Consider the following 19,541-nt stretch of genomic DNA (forward strand, 5'->3'; position numbering starts at 1 on the left):
TCAGCGCTTGGCTATCGCATCCACCACCGCTGTGAGGGCCTCAGAGACCTTCCCAGCGTCGGCGCCGCCGCCCTGGGCGACGTCATCCTTGCCGCCACCGCCGCCGCCAAGGATGCCTGCGGCCAGTCGGACCAGCGCTCCGGCCTTCACGCCGGCTTCGCGGGCCGCCTCATTGGTGGCGATGAGGATCACGGGACGGTCATTGCTGATGCCGGCCACGGCCACGGTGGCAGCTTCGGAGCCCAACCGGCTGCGAAGGTCCAAAGCGAGGTTCCGGAGATCGTCCGCTCCGCCAACCTGACCGGCGTCGTGGGCTACGACCCGTACGCCTGCGGCATCCTTGGCGGTGCCCACCAAAGTGGCCGCCGCAGCGGTCAACTGCTCCTTGCGAAGTCGGTCGAGTTCCTTCTCCGTGGCCTTCAACTTGCTCAGGGTGCTGGAGATGCGGTCCGCAAGCTGACCGGAAGGGACTTTCAAGAGCTCCGTGAGCTCTGTGACCAGTGCCCGCTCAGCGGCGAGGTGACGGAAGGCATCCAGGCCAACGAAGGCCTCAACGCGCCGGTTTCCCGAGCCAACAGACTGCTCGCCCAGCAGCGAGAGGCTACCGATCAGGGAGGTGTTGGACACGTGCGTGCCACCACACAACTCACGGGACCAGGCGCCGTCGATCTCCACGACACGAACTTCGCTGCCGTAGTTTTCACCGAACAGCGCCATGGCACCCAGTGCCTTGGCTTCCGCGAGCCCCATCACCTTGGTGTCCACCCGGAAGTTATTCCGAATGGCAATGTTGGAGACCTCTTCGATTTCGGAGCGCGTGGCAGTGCTGAGGCCCTCCCCCCAGGCGAAGTCGAAGCGAAGGTATCCGGCCTTGTTGTAGGAACCGCGCTGGGTGGCTTCCGGGCCGAGGATCTGGTGCAGGGCGGCGTGCACGATGTGCGTTCCTGTGTGAGCCTGCTCGGCCGCATGCCGGCGTTCACGGTCGACGGCGGCGCGCACCAGCGCGTCAGAGGCAATCTCACCTTCGCGGACAATCGCCTTATGGACGCTGAGGCCCTTGATGGGACGCTGGACGTCCAAAACTTCCACCACGAAACCGTCGCCGGTGATGAGGCCGGTGTCAGCGGACTGGCCACCGGCTTCGGCGTAGAACGGGGTTTCGTTGAGGACCAGCTCAATCTCGTCGCCCGTGGAGGCATGCGCTACCGGCCGGCCACCGCTGACGATTCCACGGACCTTGGACTCGCCCTCAAGTTCTTCATAGCCCGTAAAGACGGTCTCGCCCTTGCCGAGGAGCTCCTGGTAGGCGCTGAGGTCGGCATGGCCACCCTTCTTGCCCTTGGCGTCGGCCTGCGCACGCTGGCGCTGCTCGAGCATGAGCGCGCGGAAGCCTGCCTCATCGACCTTGAGCCCGGCTTCTTCCGCCATTTCGAGGGTCAGGTCAATGGGGAAACCATAAGTGTCGTGAAGCGCGAAGGCGTCGGCACCGGACAACGGAACCCCGGCGGCCTTCGATTCGGCAACGGCATCCTCCAGGCGGGCCGTACCGGAAGCAATGGTGCGCAGGAACGCCTTTTCTTCGGCATAGGCGATGCGGCTGATGCGGGCGAAATCGGTCTCCACCACCGGGTACACGCCCTTCATTGCGTCACGTGAGGCGGGGAGAAGGTCCGGCAGGCAGGCTTTTTCGACGCCGAGCAGGCGCATGGCACGTACGGCACGGCGGATCAGGCGGCGCAACACATAGCCGCGGCCTTCGTTGGACGGTGAAACTCCATCAGCGATCAGCATCAGGGCAGATCGGATATGGTCACCCACGACGCGCATGCGGACATCGTCCGTGTGGTGCGGGTCTTCCGGGGACTCAGCCGAGGTGTACTCGCGGCCGGACAGTTCAGCGGCCTTGTCGATGACCGGACGAACCTGGTCGGTCTCATACATGTTCTCGACGCCCTGGAGGATCATCGCGAGGCGTTCCATGCCCAGGCCGGTGTCGATATTCTTCTGGGGCAGTTCCCCGACGATGTCGAAGTCAACCTTGGAGCGGACGTTCTCGATCTGGTACTGCATGAACACGAGGTTCCAGATCTCGATGTACCGGGTTTCGTCGGCCAAAGGGCCGCCTTCGATTCCGTAGGCTGGGCCACGGTCGTAGTAGATCTCGGAGCAGGGGCCCGCCGGGCCAGGCTGGCCGGTGGACCAGTAATTGTCTGCTTTGCCCATGCGCTGGATTCGCTCAGCAGGGATCCCGGTGTTCTTGAGCCACAGTTCTTTGGCTTCGTCGTCTTCTTCGTAGACGGTCACCCAAAGGCGCTCGGCGGGCAGGCCATAGCCGCCGTCGTCAACGCTCGTGGTGAGCAGCTCGAAGGCGAACTTGATGGCGTCTTCCTTGAAGTAGTCGCCAAAGGAGAAGTTTCCGCACATCTGGAAGAATGTGCCGTGGCGGGCCGTCTTTCCCACTTCCTCGATGTCGCCGGTGCGGATGCACTTCTGGACGCTCGTGGCACGGCTGTAGGGGGGCTCTTCGCGCGCAGTCAGGTACGGAATGAACGGCACCATTCCGGCCACAGTGAAGAGAAGGGACGGGTCGCTGGAAACGAGCGACGCGGAGGGAACGGCGGTGTGACCCTTGCTGACAAAAAAGTCCACCCAGCGTTTGGTGATCTCCTGCGACTTCATTAGCTGATTTCTTACCCTTCTCAATTCACTGCACATGATGTGCGCGGTACCGGCTGGTGCCGTTCCGCAGTTTTCCATTCTGCCCTGTTGAGGGCGCGGGAGCGAACCGCTCCCGCTAGCGGCGGCCTGTTCCGGCGTCGTCAATACCCAACGCCGCACGCAGGTCCTCTTCGCGCTGGTGCATGCCCGCCCGCACGGCGTCGGCAAAATCGAACAAACCATCAGCCATCCGGCCCACGGCACGATTCAGGCCCTCGGGACCGATGTTGGCCTGGGCTTCGGTGATCTTCCGGAAGGCTATGACGCCAATGACGACGCCTATGCCCATCCACGCAATTCTTTTCATGGGTTTCTGCTCTCCCGTATAGTTCAGCGGCTACTGAGTTCAGCGGCTGCGGCGGCCGGAGGTAGGTGATCGGCGCCCAGCAAATGCCGAGCGTACGCCGTAGCTGAACGCGGCCACCTTGATTAAGGGAGAACCAACCGTGGCAGCCACGAGCGAGGACAACGCGGAGATATTGGCCGAGGCGTCCGAGACGTTGGAGGCGATGCCGTCAACCTTCTTCAGCTGCTGGTTGGTGGTGGAGACCGTAGCGGTCACTTCATCCATCAGGGGCGTCGCGCCATCGCTGATGGACCGGATCGAAGTGCGGACCTCGTCAAAAACGCCGCCCAGCTTCAAGATTGGCACAGCCAACAACAACACAAGGAGCGCGAAGACTCCTGCTGCGATGAGGCCGGCGATGTCGCCACCAGACATAGAACTCTTCTCCTAGGGTCGTTGCGCTGCCCTGCACCAGCCGTATATCGGCTTTGGACAAGGCCTCCCCAGTACCTTACCTACTTTGGACCGGTACCTTACATACAAAGAAGCCCGCGGCATGTGCCACGGGCTTCTTTGTATGCGCTGCTGGAATTTAGCGAGCGTAGAATTCGACGACGAGCTGCTCTTCGCAGATCACGGGGACCTCGGAGCGCTTCGGGCGACGAACCAGGCGTGCCTGCAGGGCGTCGATCTTGACGTCCAGGTATGCCGGCACGTTGTTCAGAACGTGTGCGCCTGCAGCTGCCACCTGGAACGGGGGCATGACCTCGGAGCGGCTGTGAACGTGGATGAGCTGGCCTTCGCCAACGCGGAAGGACGGGCGGTCCACGCGGATGCCGTCAACCATGATGTGGCGGTGCACAACCAGCTGGCGGGCCTGTGCGATGGTGCGGGCGAAGCCTGCACGGAGCACGAGGGCGTCCAGACGCATTTCGAGCAGTTCAACCAGGTTTTCACCGGTCAGGCCCTTGGTGCGGCGTGCTTCTTCGAAGGCACGGGTCATCTGGGCTTCGCGGATGCCGTACTGGGCGCGCAGACGCTGCTTTTCGCGCAGACGTACGGCGTAGTCGGAGTCCTGCTTCTTGCGGGCACGGCCATGCTCACCGGGGCCGTACGGGCGGCGCTCCATGTACTTGGCGGCCTTGGGGGTCAGAGCAATACCGAGGGCACGCGAAAGGCGTGCGGTACGGCGAGCACGAGTGTTGTTAGCCACTTGTGTCCTTCCAATTACTGCGGTGTGTCAGTGTTACTGGCCTCCATCAGGGAGAGCATCGGCCAACCGCTGCCTCTTGCTACTAGCCCGGGCGCACAGCACTGTTGAAGGAATCTTCAGTGGGATTGTGCGTCAGGCCATGCCAGACAAGGATCAATCCTACCATGGGCAAGTCCGCTGCCCTGCGGCCCAGCCTTGAGGCACGGGTCCGCGGCTACTCCCCACGCACGATCTTGCGGAGCCGCTCCAACCTGGCCGCAATATCCCTTTCGGCTCCGTTATTGGTGGGCTCGTAATAGTCTTTGCCCACCAAATCGTCCGGCGGATACTGCTGCGTGGCCACACCGTGGGGTTCGTCGTGCGCGTACTTGTAGCTCTTGCCATGTCCCAGTTGCTTGGCTCCCGGGTAGTGCGCATCCCGCAAATGCATGGGAATGCCGCCGCCGAAACCTGCACGGACATCGGCCACCGCTTTGTTCAAACCCATGTACGCGGCATTGGACTTGGGCGCGGTAGCCAGATGGACCACGGCTTCAGCGAGAACGATCCGCCCCTCCGGCATGCCGATCAGCTGCACTGCCTGAGCCGCCGCTACCGCCGTCTGCAGTGCTGTCGGGTCAGCCATTCCGATGTCTTCGGCCGCGGAAATCACGATGCGCCTCGCAACGAACCGCGGGTCCTCCCCGGCCTCGAGCATCCGCGCCAGGTAGTGCAGAGCGGCATCCACATCAGAGCCACGGATGGACTTGATGAATGCACTGGCCACGTCATAGTGCTGGTCCCCTGCCCGGTCGTAACGAACTGCTGCCGCATCCAAGGCCCTCTCGGTGTGGCGTAGTTCCACCAGTACCGGGGCGTCAGGTGCGCCGTCGTTGGCGAGCCCCGGTTCGCCGTCGTCAGTCTCCCCATCCGGCCCGGGCCCGCCTCCATCCGCCCCGGCAGCGTCGGAAGTCCCGACGGCGGTGGTGTCACCGAACGCGACACCGGCGGCGGCCTCCAGGGCTGTCAGTGCCCTGCGGGCATCGCCTCCGGAGAGACGAACGAGGTGGTCCAAGGCTTCGGGACTGAGTTCCACGCGTCCGGCAAGGCCGCGGGCATCGGCGACGGCCCGCTGAAGCAGTCCTGAAATGTCGTCATCGGTGAGCGGCTTCAGCGTCAGCAGGAGCGACCTCGACAACAGCGGCGACACCACCGAGAACGACGGATTCTCCGTCGTGGCCGCCACCAGCACCACCCAGCGGTTCTCCACGCCCGGCAGCAGGGCATCCTGTTGTGCCTTATTGAAGCGGTGGATCTCGTCGAGGAAAAGGACGGTGGTCTTCTTATAAAGATCGCGCGCAGTCAGTGCTTCGTCCATGACACGGCGGACATCCTTGACTCCCGCGGTGATGGCGGATAATTCAACGAACTTCCTGCCGGGGCCCCGTGCGATCACATGGGCAAGCGTGGTCTTACCGGTTCCAGGCGGCCCCCACAAGATCACGGAGCTCGGGCCGGCGGGGCCGGCAGCCTCGGCACCGGCCGCCAGCTGCCGAAGCGGGGAACCTTGCCCCAGCAAATGCTGCTGCCCCACAACGTCATCCAACGTACGGGGGCGCATCCGGACTGCCAACGGACTGCGCTGGGAGGCCATCCAATTGGCGTCGGAAGGTCCCCCGGTGGCAGGCAGGTCCTCCGACTCGTCGTCGTTGACTGCACCGGCACCAAAGAGATCTTCCACATGGATAGGCTACTCATAGTTCCAGCAAAGGAGACATCGACGTGGACCGCCCCCCATCCACCCCACCGCCGAAGCAACCAAATACCGTCTCACGCACCGCACTGGTACCGGCTCAGCGGATCCATGGGTGGGTGGACAGGTTCACCGCCGGCCATGGGCCCCTGGTTGAAAACTTCGACGACGCCGGGCTCCTCCTGCATGCCGCTGACGGTGCCACCGCACTGCTGAGGCCGCCTTGGCCCGCAGATGGAAGACCAGGCCGCGGAACCACTGGGCTTGAGCGCCTTGCATCACTCGCCGCCCAGGAACGCGCCCTCGGCCTGCTGCTGGTTCGCCGCGGCGGCTACGCCCTGGCCTCGGCCAGCGGAACCACCGTCTTTGCTTCAAAGAGCGGCAACCGCTTCATCGACGCCAAGACCACAGCGGAGCACGCGGCAAAAGTCTTTGCCGGACAACACATCGAATACATCGTTCCCGGCGGTGACAGGGCCCTGGTGGAACAGGTCCTTGCGCAACCCGCCCTTAAAGCCGTGGGGGCCCGCACACGCCTGGCCTTCCTTGATGTTCAGGCGGCCAAATCCGCGACCCTTCCCAAAGCGGCCGCCGACGCCTGCTCTATCCGGATCACCGTGACGGATCCCCCTGGTTAGCAGCCGCTGACCGAACGTTTCAGGGGAGCCTGCCGGTACAAGTAGCTGCCATGCTCCGTGAAACCTGCTTGGGCGTATAGGCCCTGGGCGCCATGATTGGCGGCTGTGACCAGCAGCCAAAAACCCTCGAGGCCCCGCTGTGCACCGGCCTCCAGCAACCCGTTCAGCACGCGCGTGCCGTAGCCCTTCCTCCGGTGTTCCACAGATGTCGCCATGCTGTAAATGCCACCCCAGCCATCCACCAAAGCGAGGCGTCCGCCCGCGGCGGGGACGCCCGCGGGGTCCCGCCCCCCCCCCGCCGCGGCCGGGCGCCCCCGGGGGGGGGCACCGGGGGCGTCGTCCCTCACCAACGCGTACGCGGCCGGGCAACCGGAGAGAATCTTTTGCGCGACCGAAAGTTCGGGGTCGCCGCCACGACCGTCGACAGACCACCACACACTGAGCCATTCCGCCGAGGGAACATCACTGAGTTCCACGTCCGGCCCTGGAAGGTTGGCCGGCACACCGTCGCGGCCGCGGACCATGATCTTCGTTTCGGACTGCCGGGTGAAGCGCTGCCGGTCCAGGACGCCGTTGAGGGCAGCGCTTCGGGAGTCATCGAACACCTGGAAGATCAGGGGAAGCCGGCGACGCCTGTACCACTCCGAGGCGGTACGGACGGATCGCGTAAGGCGAACGTCCGAGTCAGCGGCAGCAGTGAATGCCGGCGCCATCGGCCACACAGAGTTTGCGCGCTGCGTTACGCCCTCCGAGGCCCGCAGCACCCACTTCACCGTGCTATCGCACTCAAGGTCTTCCCGCTCGATGGCAGGCCACGCCTTGTCCATGAGTGTTTCGATGGTCGCTTGGTCAACCACAGTCCCGTCTCCTTCGCTGGCAGAAACACCAAAGGCTCCCCACCGCAGTGGGGAGCCTATGGGCGTTGTTCTATTCGGACGTCGATTCTGCCTTGGCGGCAGGCTTGGCCTCGGGCTTGAAGTCGACGCCGGCCTCCTTGCGCTGCTGCGGCGTGATCGGCGCAGGTGCCGCCGTCAGTGGGTCGTAGCCGTTACCCGACTTCGGGAACGCAATGACGTCGCGGATGGACTCCACGCCGGCAAGCAAGGCAACAACACGGTCCCAGCCAAGGGCCATGCCGCCGTGCGGAGGAGCGCCGTACTTGAAACCCTCCAGCAGGAAGCCAAACTTGGTCTCGGCGTCTTCCTTGTCCAGCCCCATGAGCTGGAAGACGCGTTCCTGCACTTCGCGCTCGTGGATACGGATGGAGCCGCCACCGATCTCGTTGCCGTTGCAAACGATGTCGTAGGCGTACGAGAGTGCGGACTCCGGATCCTTATCGAAGGTGTCCAGGAACTCAGGCTTGGGCGAAGTGAACGCATGGTGCACTGCCGTCCACTGGCCTCCTCCGACAGCTACGTCACCGGAAGCCACGGCCGCGGCGGCGGGCTCGAACATGGGAGCGTCCACGATCCAGACGAACGCCCAGTCCTTGGGATCGATCAAACCGGTGCGGTGACCGATTTCAACCCGGGCAGCACCGAGGAGGGCGCGCGCGGCGGACTTCTCACCTGCGGCGAAGAAGATGCAGTCACCGGGCTTGGCACCTACGGCATCGGCCAAGCCGGCGCGCTCTTCGTCCGTGAGGTTCTTGGCGACGGGACCGGCGAGCTCGCCGTCTTCCTTGAAGAGGACATAGGCCAGGCCCTTGTGTCCGCGCTGCTTGGCGAATTCCTGCCAACCGTCCAGGGTTCGGCGGGGCTGCGAAGCGCCACCGGGCATGACCACGGCGCCGACGTACGGTGCCTTGAAGACGCCGAAATTGGTGTCCTTGAAGAACTCCGTGAGTTCCGTCAGTTCCACGCCGAAACGCAGGTCCGGCTTGTCCGAGCCGTACTTGGCCATGGCGTCCAGGTACGTCATGCGGCGGATGGGAGTGGGGATCTCAACGTCAATCAGCTGCCACAGGGCCTTGACGATCGCCTCCCCAAGCTCGATGACATCGTCCTGGTCCACGAAGCTGGCTTCGATGTCCAACTGCGTGAATTCGGGCTGGCGGTCAGCGCGGAAGTCCTCATCACGGTAGCAACGGGCAATCTGGTAGTACTTCTCAAAGCCGCCTACTTGGAGGAGCTGCTTGAAAAGCTGGGGCGACTGCGGAAGGGCGTACCAGGAACCCGGGGCCAAGCGGGCCGGAACGACGAAGTCGCGGGCGCCTTCCGGCGTCGAACGCGTCAGCGTGGGGGTCTCGATTTCGATGTAGCCGCGCTGGTGCAGCAGTTCACGTGCTACCCGGTTGGCTTCAGAACGAAGGCGCATGTTGCGGGCAGGGCCGGGACGGCGAAGGTCCAGGTAGCGGTGCTTGAGCCGGGCTTCCTCGCCAACTTCCACGTGCTCGTCGATCTGGAACGGGAGTGGCTCGGACGTGTTGAGAATAACAACCTGATCGGCGATAACCTCGATGTCGCCTGTCGCCAGTGCAGGGTTCTCGTTGCCTTCAGGACGCTTGTTGACGGTGCCCGTCACCTGCAGCACGTACTCGTTCCGCAGGCCGTGGAAGACTTCTTCCTCACGGACGACCACCTGGGCGACACCGGACGCGTCACGCAGGTCGACGAATGCAACGCCACCGTGATCACGGCGGCGGCCCACCCAGCCGGCCAGGGTAACGGTTTGTCCAATGTGCTCGGAGCGAAGTGATCCGAGGTCATGTGTGCGCAGCACAGCATTCCTTTCAGCATGAAATTTAGAGGGACCACTGCGAAGCGGTCCCGTCCGAGTTTACCCGCCCCGGCCACGGCTCCTGCCATAAGGCAGGACAAGCATTGTGTGTCTCAGGCAGTGGTGACGCGGACGTGCAGGTCCTCTTCTGCAGGCGTCCATTCCGCGGGGTCGGCGTCCACCTGCTCACCGGTGCGGATGTCCTTGACCTGGTGCTTGCCGTCGTCGTCGGTGAACCACACGAAGGGGATACCGCGCCGATCAGCGAACTTAATCTGCTTGCCGAACTTCTCAGCCTTCGCCGCGACTTCGGTAGCGATGCCCCGGCCACGCAATTGCGCGGCAATGTCCTGGGCCGCAGACCAGCTGTCGTCAGTATTCAGGGCGACCAGTACCGCAGTGGGCACTGCCCTTGAGGCCGTTGCCAGTTCCTGGCTGAGGATGCGCGAAACGAGCCGCGTGACACCGATGGAAAGGCCGACGCCGGGGAACTTGCGGTTGCCCTTGCTCGCCAGGGCGTCGTAGCGGCCGCCGGAGCAAATGGAACCCAGCTGCTCGTGCCCCACCAGTACGGTTTCAACGACGGTCCCTGTGTAGTAGTCCAGGCCGCGGGCGATGCTCAAGTCAGCAACAACCTTGCCGGGGGCGCGCAGGACGGCCGCCTGGATGACCTGTTCCAGTTCGTTGAGACCTTCTTCGAGAAGCTCGTCAGTGACACCCAGGGCGCGCACCTGCTGGACGAACGAAGTATCTTCCGTGCGGATACCCGCCAGTTGCAAGGCAAGGCCTGCTTGCTCATCCGTCGCGCCGAGCTCACTCTTCAAGAGCTCAGCGACCTTGGCCGCACCGATCTTCTCCAGTTTGTCGATACTGCGCAGGACACCTGCAGTGTCCGTCAGGCCGATGCCGCGGTAGAAGCCTTCGGCCAACTTCCGGTTGTTGATCCGGAGCCGGAAATCCGGAATCGGCAGGGCGCTCAAGGCCTCGGCAATGACCAAGGCGATCTCGACGTCGTAGCGGAATGGGAGCTCTCCGTCGCCCACGACGTCGATGTCTGCCTGCGTAAACTCGCGGGCGCGGCCTTCCTGGGGGCGCTCACCACGCCAGACCTTCTGGATCTGGTAGCGGCGGAACGGAAACGCCAAATAGCCGGCGTTCTCCACCACGTAACGGGCGAAGGGAACTGTCAGATCGAAGTGCAGTGCCAGGGCATTGGGGTCAGCCTTATCCGACTTGGCCGCCTCACCTTCATCGTCCTGAAGCCGGCTCAGGCCGTAAACCTCTTTGTCGATCTCGCCTTTACGGAGCAACTGCCCGACCGTTTCAACCGCCCGGGTCTCGATGGAGGAGAATCCATGCAGCTCGAACGTCTTCCGGAGCGTGTCCAGCACATGCAGCTCCACCAACCGCTCCTGGGGAAGCCACTCGGGGAATCCGGACAGGGAGGCGGTACGAGCCATGGTGGAAAAGTCTCCTCGAAGAAAGTTGACGCCGACGCCGGCCCGGCAGCTTTAAACGCCCGTTCGGCGTTTACAGGGCGGGCGTCCAGCCGGTCATGCATAAACTATGTGCGGCAGCCAGTTTATGCTTTCCGCGCGTGCACATCTAATGCAGCATGCCCGGGTTCCTGTCGGCAGCCTCGGAAAGTGGACACAATCAGGAGGACTCTTGGCAACAAGGTCGCGGGATGACCGCGAAGCGAAACGTCGCATTCGGCAGATGGAAGCCAAGCGTGCCCTGCGGCAGGAACAGGGCAAGCGGCGCAAACGCGACAACACCATCGCCGTCGGCGCGGGTGCAGCGGCCGTGGTCCTCGCCGTCGTGCTTCAACTGACGGCCTTCAGCTCCAACCCCACCGAGGCCGAGTTTGCCGCGGCCGAGGCCGGCCTCAGTTCCCCCTCAGCATCGCCGTCGGCTTCTGCGTCGAACAGCCCCGACGTTCCCAGCCCTGACACGGCAGCGGGAAAGACCTTTACCGGTGAGCTCGCATTGAACGGCGGAGTAGTCGGAATCGAGTTGAACGGCACAGCGGCACCACAGGCAGCCGCGGTCTTCAAGTCCCTGAGCGACGCTGGCTACTACAACGGGAAGTTCTGCCACCGCCTGACAACGTCCGAAACATTCGGGCTCCTGCAGTGCGGCGCCACCGACGAAAACGGGGCAGACGACCCCAACTACCGATGGGGTCCACTGGAAAACGCGCCCGCAGACAACAAGTACCCTGCGGGGACCATTGCCGTGGCGCGCACCGGGAACGACGCATACGGTAACGGCCACCAGTTCTTCGTCGTCTATAAAGACACCACCATCCCGGCAGACGCCGCGGGCGGGTACACCATCGTGGGCAAGGTAACCAGCGGGTTGGACGTGGTCACCAACATCGCCGCCGCAGGCCTGAAAACCGGCGAAAACGCCAGCGACGGCGCCCCTGTGGCACCTGTCACGATAGACTCGTTTTCTCTGAAGTAACCAGCTCCAGGCCCCGGCCCGGGGTGCATTACCTTAGCAGTCCCTCCAAGCGAAAGACTTTTAGCGGTGACAGACAGTCAGAAATCCGACGAAACAGCAGTAGTGGCCAACGAAGAAGCGGTCGAGGCAAACGGCACCAACAGTTCTGAGACCCCCGACGCAACGGCACCAGCTGCGGAGCCAACCCAGGCTGAGTCCGCAGCATCCGAGGCCGGGGAACCAGCTACCGATGCCGAGGCTGCAACCGAACCGGCCGCAGCCGCCCCGGCCGCACCGCGCCCGGTCCCGTCCGCAGCTCCTTCCCCAGCGGCATTTGCAGCACGTCCCAAGGCTCCCGCCGCCGTCGTTCCTGCCGCCCCGGCTGTGTCCGCTGCCTCACTCGCCGAGGCCGCCAAGTGGGGTCGGGCTGAAGGTGACGGCCACGTCTTCCTGACGCTCGACGGCGAAGAAATCGCCGTTGGCCAATACCCCGGCGTCAGCCCTGACGAAGCTTTGGGTTACTTCGCCCGGAAGTTCGACGACATCATCGCCCAAGTGGTCCTTTTGGAACACCGCGTGGAGTCCAAGGCACCCGCAACGGACATGCAGAAGACCGTCACCCATCTTCGTGAGCAGCTGGCTGAGCGCAACATGGTGGGCGACATCCGTTCCGCCGAGGCTCGCTTGGACGCCCTTTCCACCCAGGTCGTGGAACTGGAAAAGTCCGAGAAAGCTGCCCATGACGCCGTGCGCGCCACTGAACTTGCAGCCCGGGAAGCGATCGTGGCCGAAGCAGAGTCCATCGCCGGCCAGGACCCCGCGCAGATCCAGTGGAAGACCTCCAGCGCCCGCATGAACGAGTTGTTCGAGACCTGGAAGGCCGCGCAGAAGAGCGGCGTCCGGCTTGGTCGGAGCAACGAAGATGCCCTCTGGAAGCGGTTCCGTTCTGCTCGAACAGTGTTCGACCGTCACCGCCGTGCCTACTTCTCGCAACTGGACAGCAACAATTCCGCTGCAAAGTCCGCCAAGGAAGCTTTGATCGCCGAGGCCGAGGCCCTCTCGTCGTCCACCGACTGGGGATTCGCTGCCGGCGAGTACCGCAGGCTGATGGACCAGTGGAAGGCAACTCCACGTGCCAGCCGCAAGGACGATGACGCACTGTGGGGCCGCTTCCGCGCCGCCCAGGATGTCTTCTTCAGCAACCGCCAGGCCGCGAATGACCAGATCGACCAGGAATACACGGCCAACCTGGTGGTCAAGGAGCAATTGGTAGCCGAAGCGCAGGCACTGCTGCCCATCAACGACCTCAACGCTGCCAAGAAGGCCCTTCAGTCCATCCGTGACCGTTGGGAAGACGCAGGCAAGGTTCCCCGCGGGGATATGGGCCGCATTGAGGCAGGACTGCGGAAGGTTGAAGACGCAGTCCGGGAGGCCGAGGAAGAGAAATGGCGCCGGAGCAACCCCGAGACAAAGGCCCGCACCAACAGTGCGCTCTCACAGCTCGAAGCCGCCATTGCCGGCCTCACAGACGACCTTGAAAAGGCGGAGAAGGCCGGCGACCAGCGACGCATCAAGGCTGCACGCGAGGCATTGGAAGCCCGTCAGGCATGGCTGGACCAGATCCAGCGTTCGGCGAGCGACCTCGCCTAGCTTCTCCTGACGATTCGGTATTCTGCAGGCTCTGTTCCGGTTATCCACATAACCGGGGCGGAGCCTGTACTCGTAGGTCGCGGGCACGGAATGATCGGTGGATGGTCCCCGCTGCTGCCCCGTCCCTCTTGGAGCCTGTCATCCCCGAGCTCTACTCCCCCAGTCTCATCTTTTCGTGGAACGAGCTCCAGAGCATGGCCTTTGACGGCATTCTCCTGCCCCTCTACGGCAAAAGTTATGCCTCCCCGGGCATCGCTGTCACGCATCGTCTCAGGGCCCGCGCAGCAGCCCTCACGGTTCCGGAACGGATCCGGACAAAGGTAGTTGCCGGCCGACTCACCGCAGCCTGGATCTACGGGTGCGCAAAGCCGCCCGAACACCTGTCCCTGTTGGTTGACGCGAAGCACCGCATCTCAAGCCTGCGGGGAAGCACTGCGTGCAGTCTCCATGAGGTGAGGCTGGGCCAGATGGACGTGGTGAGCCTCGGTGGAATGCTGGTGAGCAGCCCTCTTCGTACCGCGGCAGACATCGCCTTGCACGTCGAAAGCGATCGCGCCTTGCCTGCTCTTCGACGCCTCCTGGACAAGGAAGATCTGGGTGTCCGGCTGCGGCTGCTCACCTTGGCCGTCGAAGCAGTCCCACGGGTACCCCACAAGCGGCGTGCCCTGGAAACCTTGTCACAGCTGGCTTCCCAGTCCTGAACTAGCTGCGGCGCCTGTTGCCAGTAGTGCGGTAGACGTCAAAGACACCGTCGATGCGCCGCACTGCGTTCAGTACGTGGTGCAGGTACTTTGGATCGCCCATCTCGAAAGCGAACTTCGAGATCGCCACCCTGTCACTCGAGGTGTGAACCGAGGCGGCGAGGATGTTGACGTGGTTCTCGGACAGGATGCGGGTCACATCGGACAGCAAGGACTTACGGTCCAGTGCCTCCACTTGGATTTCCACGAGGAAGACACTTGACTGTGTCGGAGCCCATTCCACTTCGACGATTCTGTCCGGCTGGTCCCGGAGCCCGGAGACGTTGGTGCAGTCTGTCCTGTGGACGGATACTCCTGAGCCGCGCGTAACGAAGCCGAGGATGGGGTCCGGTGGCACCGGGGTACAGCAACGGGCCAGCTTGACCCAGACATCGCCCACGCCGCGGACTATGACGCCGGAGTCCGAGAACTTGGACTTGGCAACCTGCGTGGGAATGCTGACTTCGTCGAGGTCTTCGTCCGGGGTTTCATGGCCGCCCAAGTGCTCGACGAGCTTTTCCATGACGGACTGGGCGGACGTATGCCCGTCGCCGACGCCCGCGTAGAGCCCGGAGATGTCGACGTAGTGGAAGTCTTCGGCGACAGTTGACAGTGCGTCATGGGTCATGAGGCGTTGCAATGGGAGGTTCTGCTTACGCATTGCCCGTGTCAGCATGTCCTTGCCCCGGTCGATCGCTTCTTCGCGACGTTCCTTCGTGAACCACTGCCGGATCTTGTTGCGTGCACGCGCAGACTTGACGAAGTGTTGCCAGTCCTGGCTGGGGCCGGCTCCTTCGGCCTTGGAAGTGAAGATCTCCACCCAATCGCCGTGGTTGAGCTCACTGTTCAGCGGGACCAGCTTGCCGTTGACACGGGCACCGATGGTCCTGTGACCCACCTCGGTATGGACGGCATAGGCGAAGTCCACAGGAGTGGAACCCGCCGGAAGGGCCATGACCTCGCCTTTGGGTGTGAAGACGAAAACTTCCCGTGCGTTGATTTCGTATCGCAGGGAGTCCAGGAACTCGCCGGGATCAGACGTTTCCTGCTGCCAGTCGACCAGCGACCTCAGCCAGCCCATGTCGCCATCACGAGGACTGCCAGGGCCTTGCGCGGTCCGGTTGGGTTGGTCCTTGTACTTCCAGTGCGCTGCCACACCGTATTCTGCCCGGCGGTGCATCTCATGGGTACGGATCTGGATCTCAACAGGCTTGCCGCCCGGGCCAATCACTGTGGTGTGCAGAGATTGGTACATGTTGAATTTGGGCATGGCGATGTAATCCTTGAAACGCCCCGGCAGGGGGTTCCAGCGCGAATGCAAGGTACCCAGGGCTGCGTAACAGTCCCGGACGGAGTCCACTAGGACGCGCACGCCCATGAGGTCGTTGATGTCGTCGAAGTCCTTATCCCTGACGATCATCTTTTGGTAAATGGAGTAGTAGTGCTTGGGCCGGCCAGTGATGGTCGCCTTGATCCGCGCGGTCCGAAGATCATCCGCTATCTGGTTGCGGATGACGCTGAGGCTCTTTTCGCGCTCCGGCGTACGGTCGCCCACCATGCGCACGATTTCTTCGTACACCTTGGGGTACAGGGCGGCGAAGGACAGGTCTTCGAGCTCCCATTTGATGGTGTTCATGCCTAGGCGGTGGGCCAGGGGCGCGAAGATTTCCAAGGTTTCGCGGGCCTTGCGCGAGGAGGACTCAGCAGAAACGAAGCGCCATGTGCGTGCGTTGTGAAGACGGTCGGCCAACTTGATCATCAGGACGCGGATGTCTTTGGCCATGGCCACGACCATCTTGCGGACGGTCTCCGATTGAGCGGCCTCGCCAAAGCTGACCTTGTCCAGTTTGGTCACACCGTCCACCAGCATGGCAACCTCGGGACCGAAATCCCGTGTCAGGTCAGCGAGGGTGTAGGGGGTGTCCTCCACGGTGTCGTGAAGCAACGCCGCCGCCAACGTGGTACCCGTCATGCCGAGCTCAGCCAGGATGGTGGCCACCGCCACAGGATGGGTGATGTAGGGATCACCGCTCTTGCGCTTCTGGCCCTGGTGGCTTCGCTCGGCAACGGCGAAGGCCCGCTGGATCAGGTCAAAATCTTCTTTGGGGTTGTTGGCCCGCACCGTCCGCAACAAGGGTTCCAGGATCGGAGAGTACGGAGCGACACCGCGGCCAGTCAGCCGGGCAAGCCGGGAACGTGTGCGCTCCCGCCGCCCGGGGAAGGTGGGACGCACGCCAGGGGTATCGACCGGAACCGCGCCTGCAGTCCGTCCAGCCACGCTTGTTGCCGGAACCGCCACAGCATTGTGGCCGTCTTCCCCGCCCGCCGGTGGTGCCGACGTCGCACGTTCTTCCACAGAAGTACCCCTCACAACCGATTTAATTCTCCCAGTCTATTCCCGCATGTGAATGCTTCTGCAACTGGGCAGCACATGACGAACGGACGGGCAAGTCAAAGAGCCGGCCCCCGCATAGGCGCGGGGACCGGCTCATGATCAAACTACAGCCTTAAACAGTGGCCTCAGCCCTGCGGTGGCTGACCTTCTTGGCCTGCTTCACAAGGTCAGGCTCACCTTGTCGCAACCATGCATACAGGGGTGCCGCAATGAAGATCGTCGCCGCCGTACCGATCAGGATGCCGACGAACAATGCCAGCGAAAGGTCGCGCAGCGTTCCCGCACCGAGAAGCCCGGCACCGATGAAGAGGATCGCTGCCACCGGGAGTACAGCCACCATCATGGTGTTGATGGAGCGGACCAGCGTTTGGTTGACGGCCAGGTTGACCTCTTCGCCAAAGGTGCGGCGCGTTGAGGTGGAAATCTCGGCAGTGTTTTCGCGAATCTTGTCGAAGACCACCACAGTGTCGTAAAGCGAGTAGCTGAGGACGGTCAGGAAGCCAATGATGGCCGACGGCGTGACTTCAAAGTCACTCAGGGCGTACACGCCCGCTGTGGTGAACATCGTGACGAGCATGCCAACAAGGGCCGACAACGACATCTTCCAGGTCCTGAAGTACAGCGCCATGAGGACAGCCGCCAAACCAACAAACACCACCAGTCCGATGAGGGCCTGCCTGGTGACATCCTGTCCCCAGGTCGGGCCCACGAAGTTGGATGTCACTTCGTTCTCAGTGACGCCGTAAGCGCTGGTGAGGGCATCCTTGATGCGGTTCGTCTCGTCGTCGGTCAACTGGTCCGTCTGGATCCGCATGGTGTTGCCCGCCACGTTTGCGACACGGGGAATGGCGCCCGGTACGACGTCGTGCACGGCCTTTTCGCCGAGGCTCGCATCGGTGGTGCTCACGTTGGAGACGGTGAACTCCGAGCCGCCGCGGAACTCGATGCCAAGGTTGAAGCCGCCCTTGGCCACCGGGATAAGGATGGAGAGGGCCACGGCTACAGCCGCGATAATGAACCAGATCTTCTTCGAATTGACGAAGTTGTAGGAGCGCTTGCCCGTGTACAGCTCATGGCCGAAGGTTGCGAAGCTCGTAGTCATTACTTCTCCTCCTTGGTTGCCTTGGAGGAACCAGTGAGCTGGCCCTTCTCGGCAAGACGCCGTTCGGCGATGGTCATGCGACGTTCGGCTTCAGCAACAGCACCGGTATTGCGCGCACGCACGGGTGTGGGCTTCTCATCGGGCGTACGGAGCCGCCCCGCGCCACGGTACAGCGGAATTGCACCAAGACGGTCCGGGGAAAGGCCCGAGAAACGGTGTCCTTCTCCGAAGAACTTGGTACGGGCCAAGACCTGCAGCATGGGGTGCGTGAACATGAACACGACCAGGAGGTCGGCAAGGGCCGTCAGGCCCAACGTGAAGGCGAAGCCGCGCACGTTGCCAACCGCGACGAAGTAGAGGACAAGTGCGGCCAGGAGGTTGACAGCCTTGGATGCCAGCACCGTCCGCTTTGCCCGCTTCCAGCCGTTTTCGACGGCAGATACCAGTCCACGGCCTTCGCGGAGCTCATCGCGGATGCGCTCGAAGTAAACGATGAATGAGTCGGCGGTCTGTCCGATAGCCACGATCAAACCGGCCACACCGGCAAGGGAGAGTCGATAATTCTCGGTCCACCCGAGGATCGCAATGGCCAAATAGGTCAGGACACCGGCCACCACGAGGGAGGCGATGGTTACCAGGCCAAGGGCCCGGTATTGGAAGAGGGAGTAAACCACCACCAGGAACAAGCCGATCATGCCAGCCAGCAACCCGAGGCGAAGCTGGTCGCCACCAAGAGTGGCCGAGATCTGCTCCTGCGACTGGATCTCAAAGCTGATCGGAAGCGCGCCGTAGCGAAGCTGGTCGGAAAGCGCTTTGGCACTCGCCTGGGTGAAGTTGCCAGTGATCTGCGGGCGTCCGTCAGTAATCACTGCCAGGGAACGGGGCGCGGAAATGACCTTGTCGTCCAGGACAATGGCGAACTGCGACTTGGGATCGTCGGTTCCTTGGGCCTGCGCCGCTACGTAGTACTGGTTGAGCCGCTCGGTGACGGCCTTGAACTTCTCTGTGGCATCGGCGTTAAAGACAATGTTCACGCCCCAGGAGTTGGTGACCGAACCCTGCGCGCCCTGCACCTGGGAGAAGGTGGAGTCGCTGATGTCCTGGCCCCGGACTTCTACCGGCCCAAGGATGTACTTGATGGCGGGCGTCGTGGACGTGGCAGCTTCGCAGGTCACAAGGGGCTTGGCCGGATCGGAGCGTTCACGCCTTTCAGTCGAAGGATTGACGCAGTCGAGAGCTTCGAATTCCTTCTGGACTTCGGGGGTAATCCAGTTGACATCACTCGCGTTGGCCGGCTCGGCCGTCGGCTTGTTCAACTGGTCATCCGGTGTGCGCGATTCCACGGGAACGGCGGCGGGATCGCCATAGGTGATCACCGGGCGGAAGTTCATGTCGGCCGAAGCCTGTATCAAGTCGCGGGTTTCCTTGGACGGAGTTCCCGGAAGGCTGACCACAACATTGCGGCCGGACTGGGTGCTGATTTCGGCTTCAGCAACGCCGGAGCCATCCACACGCTGCCGGATGATGGCAACAGCCTGGTTGAGCTGCTCCTCATTAATCTCGCTGGATCCCTCAACCCTGGGCGCCAGGATCATCTGGGTTCCGCCTTCGAGGTCCAAAGCCAGCTTGGGAGCCCAACTGGCGTTGCCAGTTACCACTCCGCCAGCCAGGACAGCGGTGAGTACAACGAATATTGCTCCAAGCCAGGTCAGCACCCTGCGGGCTGAATTTTTGGGGCCGGTCCGTGCCATTATCGATCTTCCTGTTATCGCCGGACAGGGGGGGGGCGGGGCGGGGGGGGGGGGGGGCGGCGGGGGGGGGGGGGGGGGAGGAGTGGGGTTGGGGGGGGGGGGGGGGGGGGGGGGCGGGAGGTTGGGGGGTGGTTGGGGTGTTTTGTGGGG

General features: G+C 63.1%; 15 protein-coding genes. 4 read left to right on the top strand and 11 right to left on the bottom strand.

The genetic code is table 11. From position 1 onward, the window contains the following. The 5 genes from alaS to LN996_RS08910 form a co-directional block, all read right to left on the bottom strand. Positions 1-2,679, bottom strand: coding sequence for an alanine--tRNA ligase (gene alaS / locus LN996_RS08890; RefSeq protein ID WP_231340033.1), 2,679 nt, complete (start codon positions 2,677-2,679; stop codon positions 1-3). A 115-nt stretch (positions 2,680-2,794) separates the two neighbouring features. Continuing rightward, positions 2,795-3,025: a hypothetical protein gene (locus LN996_RS08895; RefSeq protein WP_231340034.1), complete on the bottom strand. Its 231-nt coding sequence runs from the start codon at positions 3,023-3,025 to the stop codon at positions 2,795-2,797. Positions 3,026-3,064: 39 nt separating this feature from the next. Further along, a complete protein-coding gene (locus LN996_RS08900; protein ID WP_231340035.1) occupies positions 3,065-3,439 on the bottom strand; it encodes a DUF948 domain-containing protein in 375 nt (124 codons plus the stop codon). A 157-nt stretch (positions 3,440-3,596) separates the two neighbouring features. Beyond that, entirely contained in the window at positions 3,597-4,217 is a 621-nt protein-coding gene (rpsD, locus tag LN996_RS08905) for a 30S ribosomal protein S4 (protein ID WP_011774968.1), read from the bottom strand. Between the two features lie 214 nt (positions 4,218-4,431). After that, the gene (locus LN996_RS08910; protein ID WP_231340036.1) at positions 4,432-5,937 is read right to left on the bottom strand and encodes a replication-associated recombination protein A; all 1,506 of its coding nucleotides are present in this window, start codon (positions 5,935-5,937) and stop codon (positions 4,432-4,434) included. A gap of 41 nt (positions 5,938-5,978) precedes the next feature. Here LN996_RS08910 and LN996_RS08915 point away from each other — a divergent pair, with 41 nt between their 5' ends. Further along, positions 5,979-6,587 carry a Vms1/Ankzf1 family peptidyl-tRNA hydrolase gene (locus LN996_RS08915; RefSeq protein WP_231340037.1) on the top strand — a complete coding sequence of 203 codons (609 nt, stop codon included), beginning with the start codon at positions 5,979-5,981 and terminating at the stop codon, positions 6,585-6,587. On the opposite strand, the gene LN996_RS08920 is transcribed toward LN996_RS08915, so the two are convergent. From LN996_RS08920 to hisS, 3 genes are all read right to left on the bottom strand, one after another. Further along, on the bottom strand, positions 6,584-7,444 hold the full coding sequence (locus LN996_RS08920; protein WP_231340038.1) for a GNAT family N-acetyltransferase: 861 nt from the start codon (positions 7,442-7,444) through the stop codon (positions 6,584-6,586). The two genes, LN996_RS08915 and LN996_RS08920, sit on opposite strands and share 4 nt — an antisense overlap. 70 nt (positions 7,445-7,514) lie before the next feature. Continuing rightward, on the bottom strand, positions 7,515-9,308 hold the full coding sequence (gene aspS, locus LN996_RS08925; RefSeq protein ID WP_231340039.1) for an aspartate--tRNA ligase: 1,794 nt from the start codon (positions 9,306-9,308) through the stop codon (positions 7,515-7,517). Between the two features lie 110 nt (positions 9,309-9,418). Continuing rightward, entirely contained in the window at positions 9,419-10,765 is a 1,347-nt protein-coding gene (gene hisS, locus LN996_RS08930) for a histidine--tRNA ligase (RefSeq protein WP_231340040.1), read from the bottom strand. 208 nt (positions 10,766-10,973) lie between these two features. On the opposite strand from hisS, the gene LN996_RS08935 reads away from it, so the two are divergent. From LN996_RS08935 to LN996_RS08945, 3 genes are all read left to right on the top strand, one after another. Continuing rightward, positions 10,974-11,774, top strand: coding sequence for a peptidylprolyl isomerase (locus LN996_RS08935; protein WP_231340041.1), 801 nt, complete (start codon positions 10,974-10,976; stop codon positions 11,772-11,774). Positions 11,775-11,840: 66 nt separating this feature from the next. Next, on the top strand, positions 11,841-13,403 hold the full coding sequence (locus tag LN996_RS08940; RefSeq protein WP_231340042.1) for a DUF349 domain-containing protein: 1,563 nt from the start codon (positions 11,841-11,843) through the stop codon (positions 13,401-13,403). Positions 13,404-13,504: 101 nt separating this feature from the next. Beyond that, positions 13,505-14,104 (top strand): hypothetical protein, encoded by a 600-nt coding sequence (locus LN996_RS08945; protein ID WP_231340043.1) that lies wholly within the window; start codon positions 13,505-13,507, stop codon positions 14,102-14,104. Position 14,105: 1 nt separating this feature from the next. On the opposite strand, the gene LN996_RS08950 is transcribed toward LN996_RS08945, so the two are convergent. The 3 genes from LN996_RS08950 to secD all read right to left on the bottom strand — a co-directional run bounded on the left by LN996_RS08950 (position 14,106) and on the right by secD (position 19,391). Continuing rightward, entirely contained in the window at positions 14,106-16,499 is a 2,394-nt protein-coding gene (locus LN996_RS08950) for a bifunctional (p)ppGpp synthetase/guanosine-3',5'-bis(diphosphate) 3'-pyrophosphohydrolase (protein WP_308102710.1), read from the bottom strand. A gap of 151 nt (positions 16,500-16,650) precedes the next feature. After that, positions 16,651-17,640, bottom strand: coding sequence for a protein translocase subunit SecF (secF, locus tag LN996_RS08955; protein ID WP_231340044.1), 990 nt, complete (start codon positions 17,638-17,640; stop codon positions 16,651-16,653). After that, positions 17,640-19,391: a protein translocase subunit SecD gene (gene secD, locus LN996_RS08960; RefSeq protein WP_231340045.1), complete on the bottom strand. Its 1,752-nt coding sequence runs from the start codon at positions 19,389-19,391 to the stop codon at positions 17,640-17,642. Before secD ends, secF begins: the two co-directional genes overlap by 1 nt. Positions 19,392-19,541: the final 150 nt, after the last annotated feature.

Origin of the sequence: Arthrobacter sp. AK01 (assembly GCF_021109375.1) — a bacterium.
GTDB lineage: Bacteria > Actinomycetota > Actinomycetes > Actinomycetales > Micrococcaceae > Arthrobacter.

Excerpts from the sequence above, each read along its gene's own strand:
- LN996_RS08945 (WP_231340043.1), top strand. The coding sequence starts at position 13,505 with ATGGTCCCCGCTGCTGCCCCGTCCCTCTTGGAGCCTGTCATCCCCGAG.
- secD (WP_231340045.1), bottom strand. The coding sequence starts at position 19,391 with ATGGCACGGACCGGCCCCAAAAATTCAGCCCGCAGGGTGCTGACCTGG.
- alaS (WP_231340033.1), bottom strand. The coding sequence starts at position 2,679 with ATGAAGTCGCAGGAGATCACCAAACGCTGGGTGGACTTTTTTGTCAGC.
- hisS (WP_231340040.1), bottom strand. The coding sequence starts at position 10,765 with ATGGCTCGTACCGCCTCCCTGTCCGGATTCCCCGAGTGGCTTCCCCAG.
- LN996_RS08900 (WP_231340035.1), bottom strand. The coding sequence starts at position 3,439 with ATGTCTGGTGGCGACATCGCCGGCCTCATCGCAGCAGGAGTCTTCGCG.
- LN996_RS08895 (WP_231340034.1), bottom strand. The coding sequence starts at position 3,025 with ATGAAAAGAATTGCGTGGATGGGCATAGGCGTCGTCATTGGCGTCATA.
- secF (WP_231340044.1), bottom strand. The coding sequence starts at position 17,640 with ATGACTACGAGCTTCGCAACCTTCGGCCATGAGCTGTACACGGGCAAG.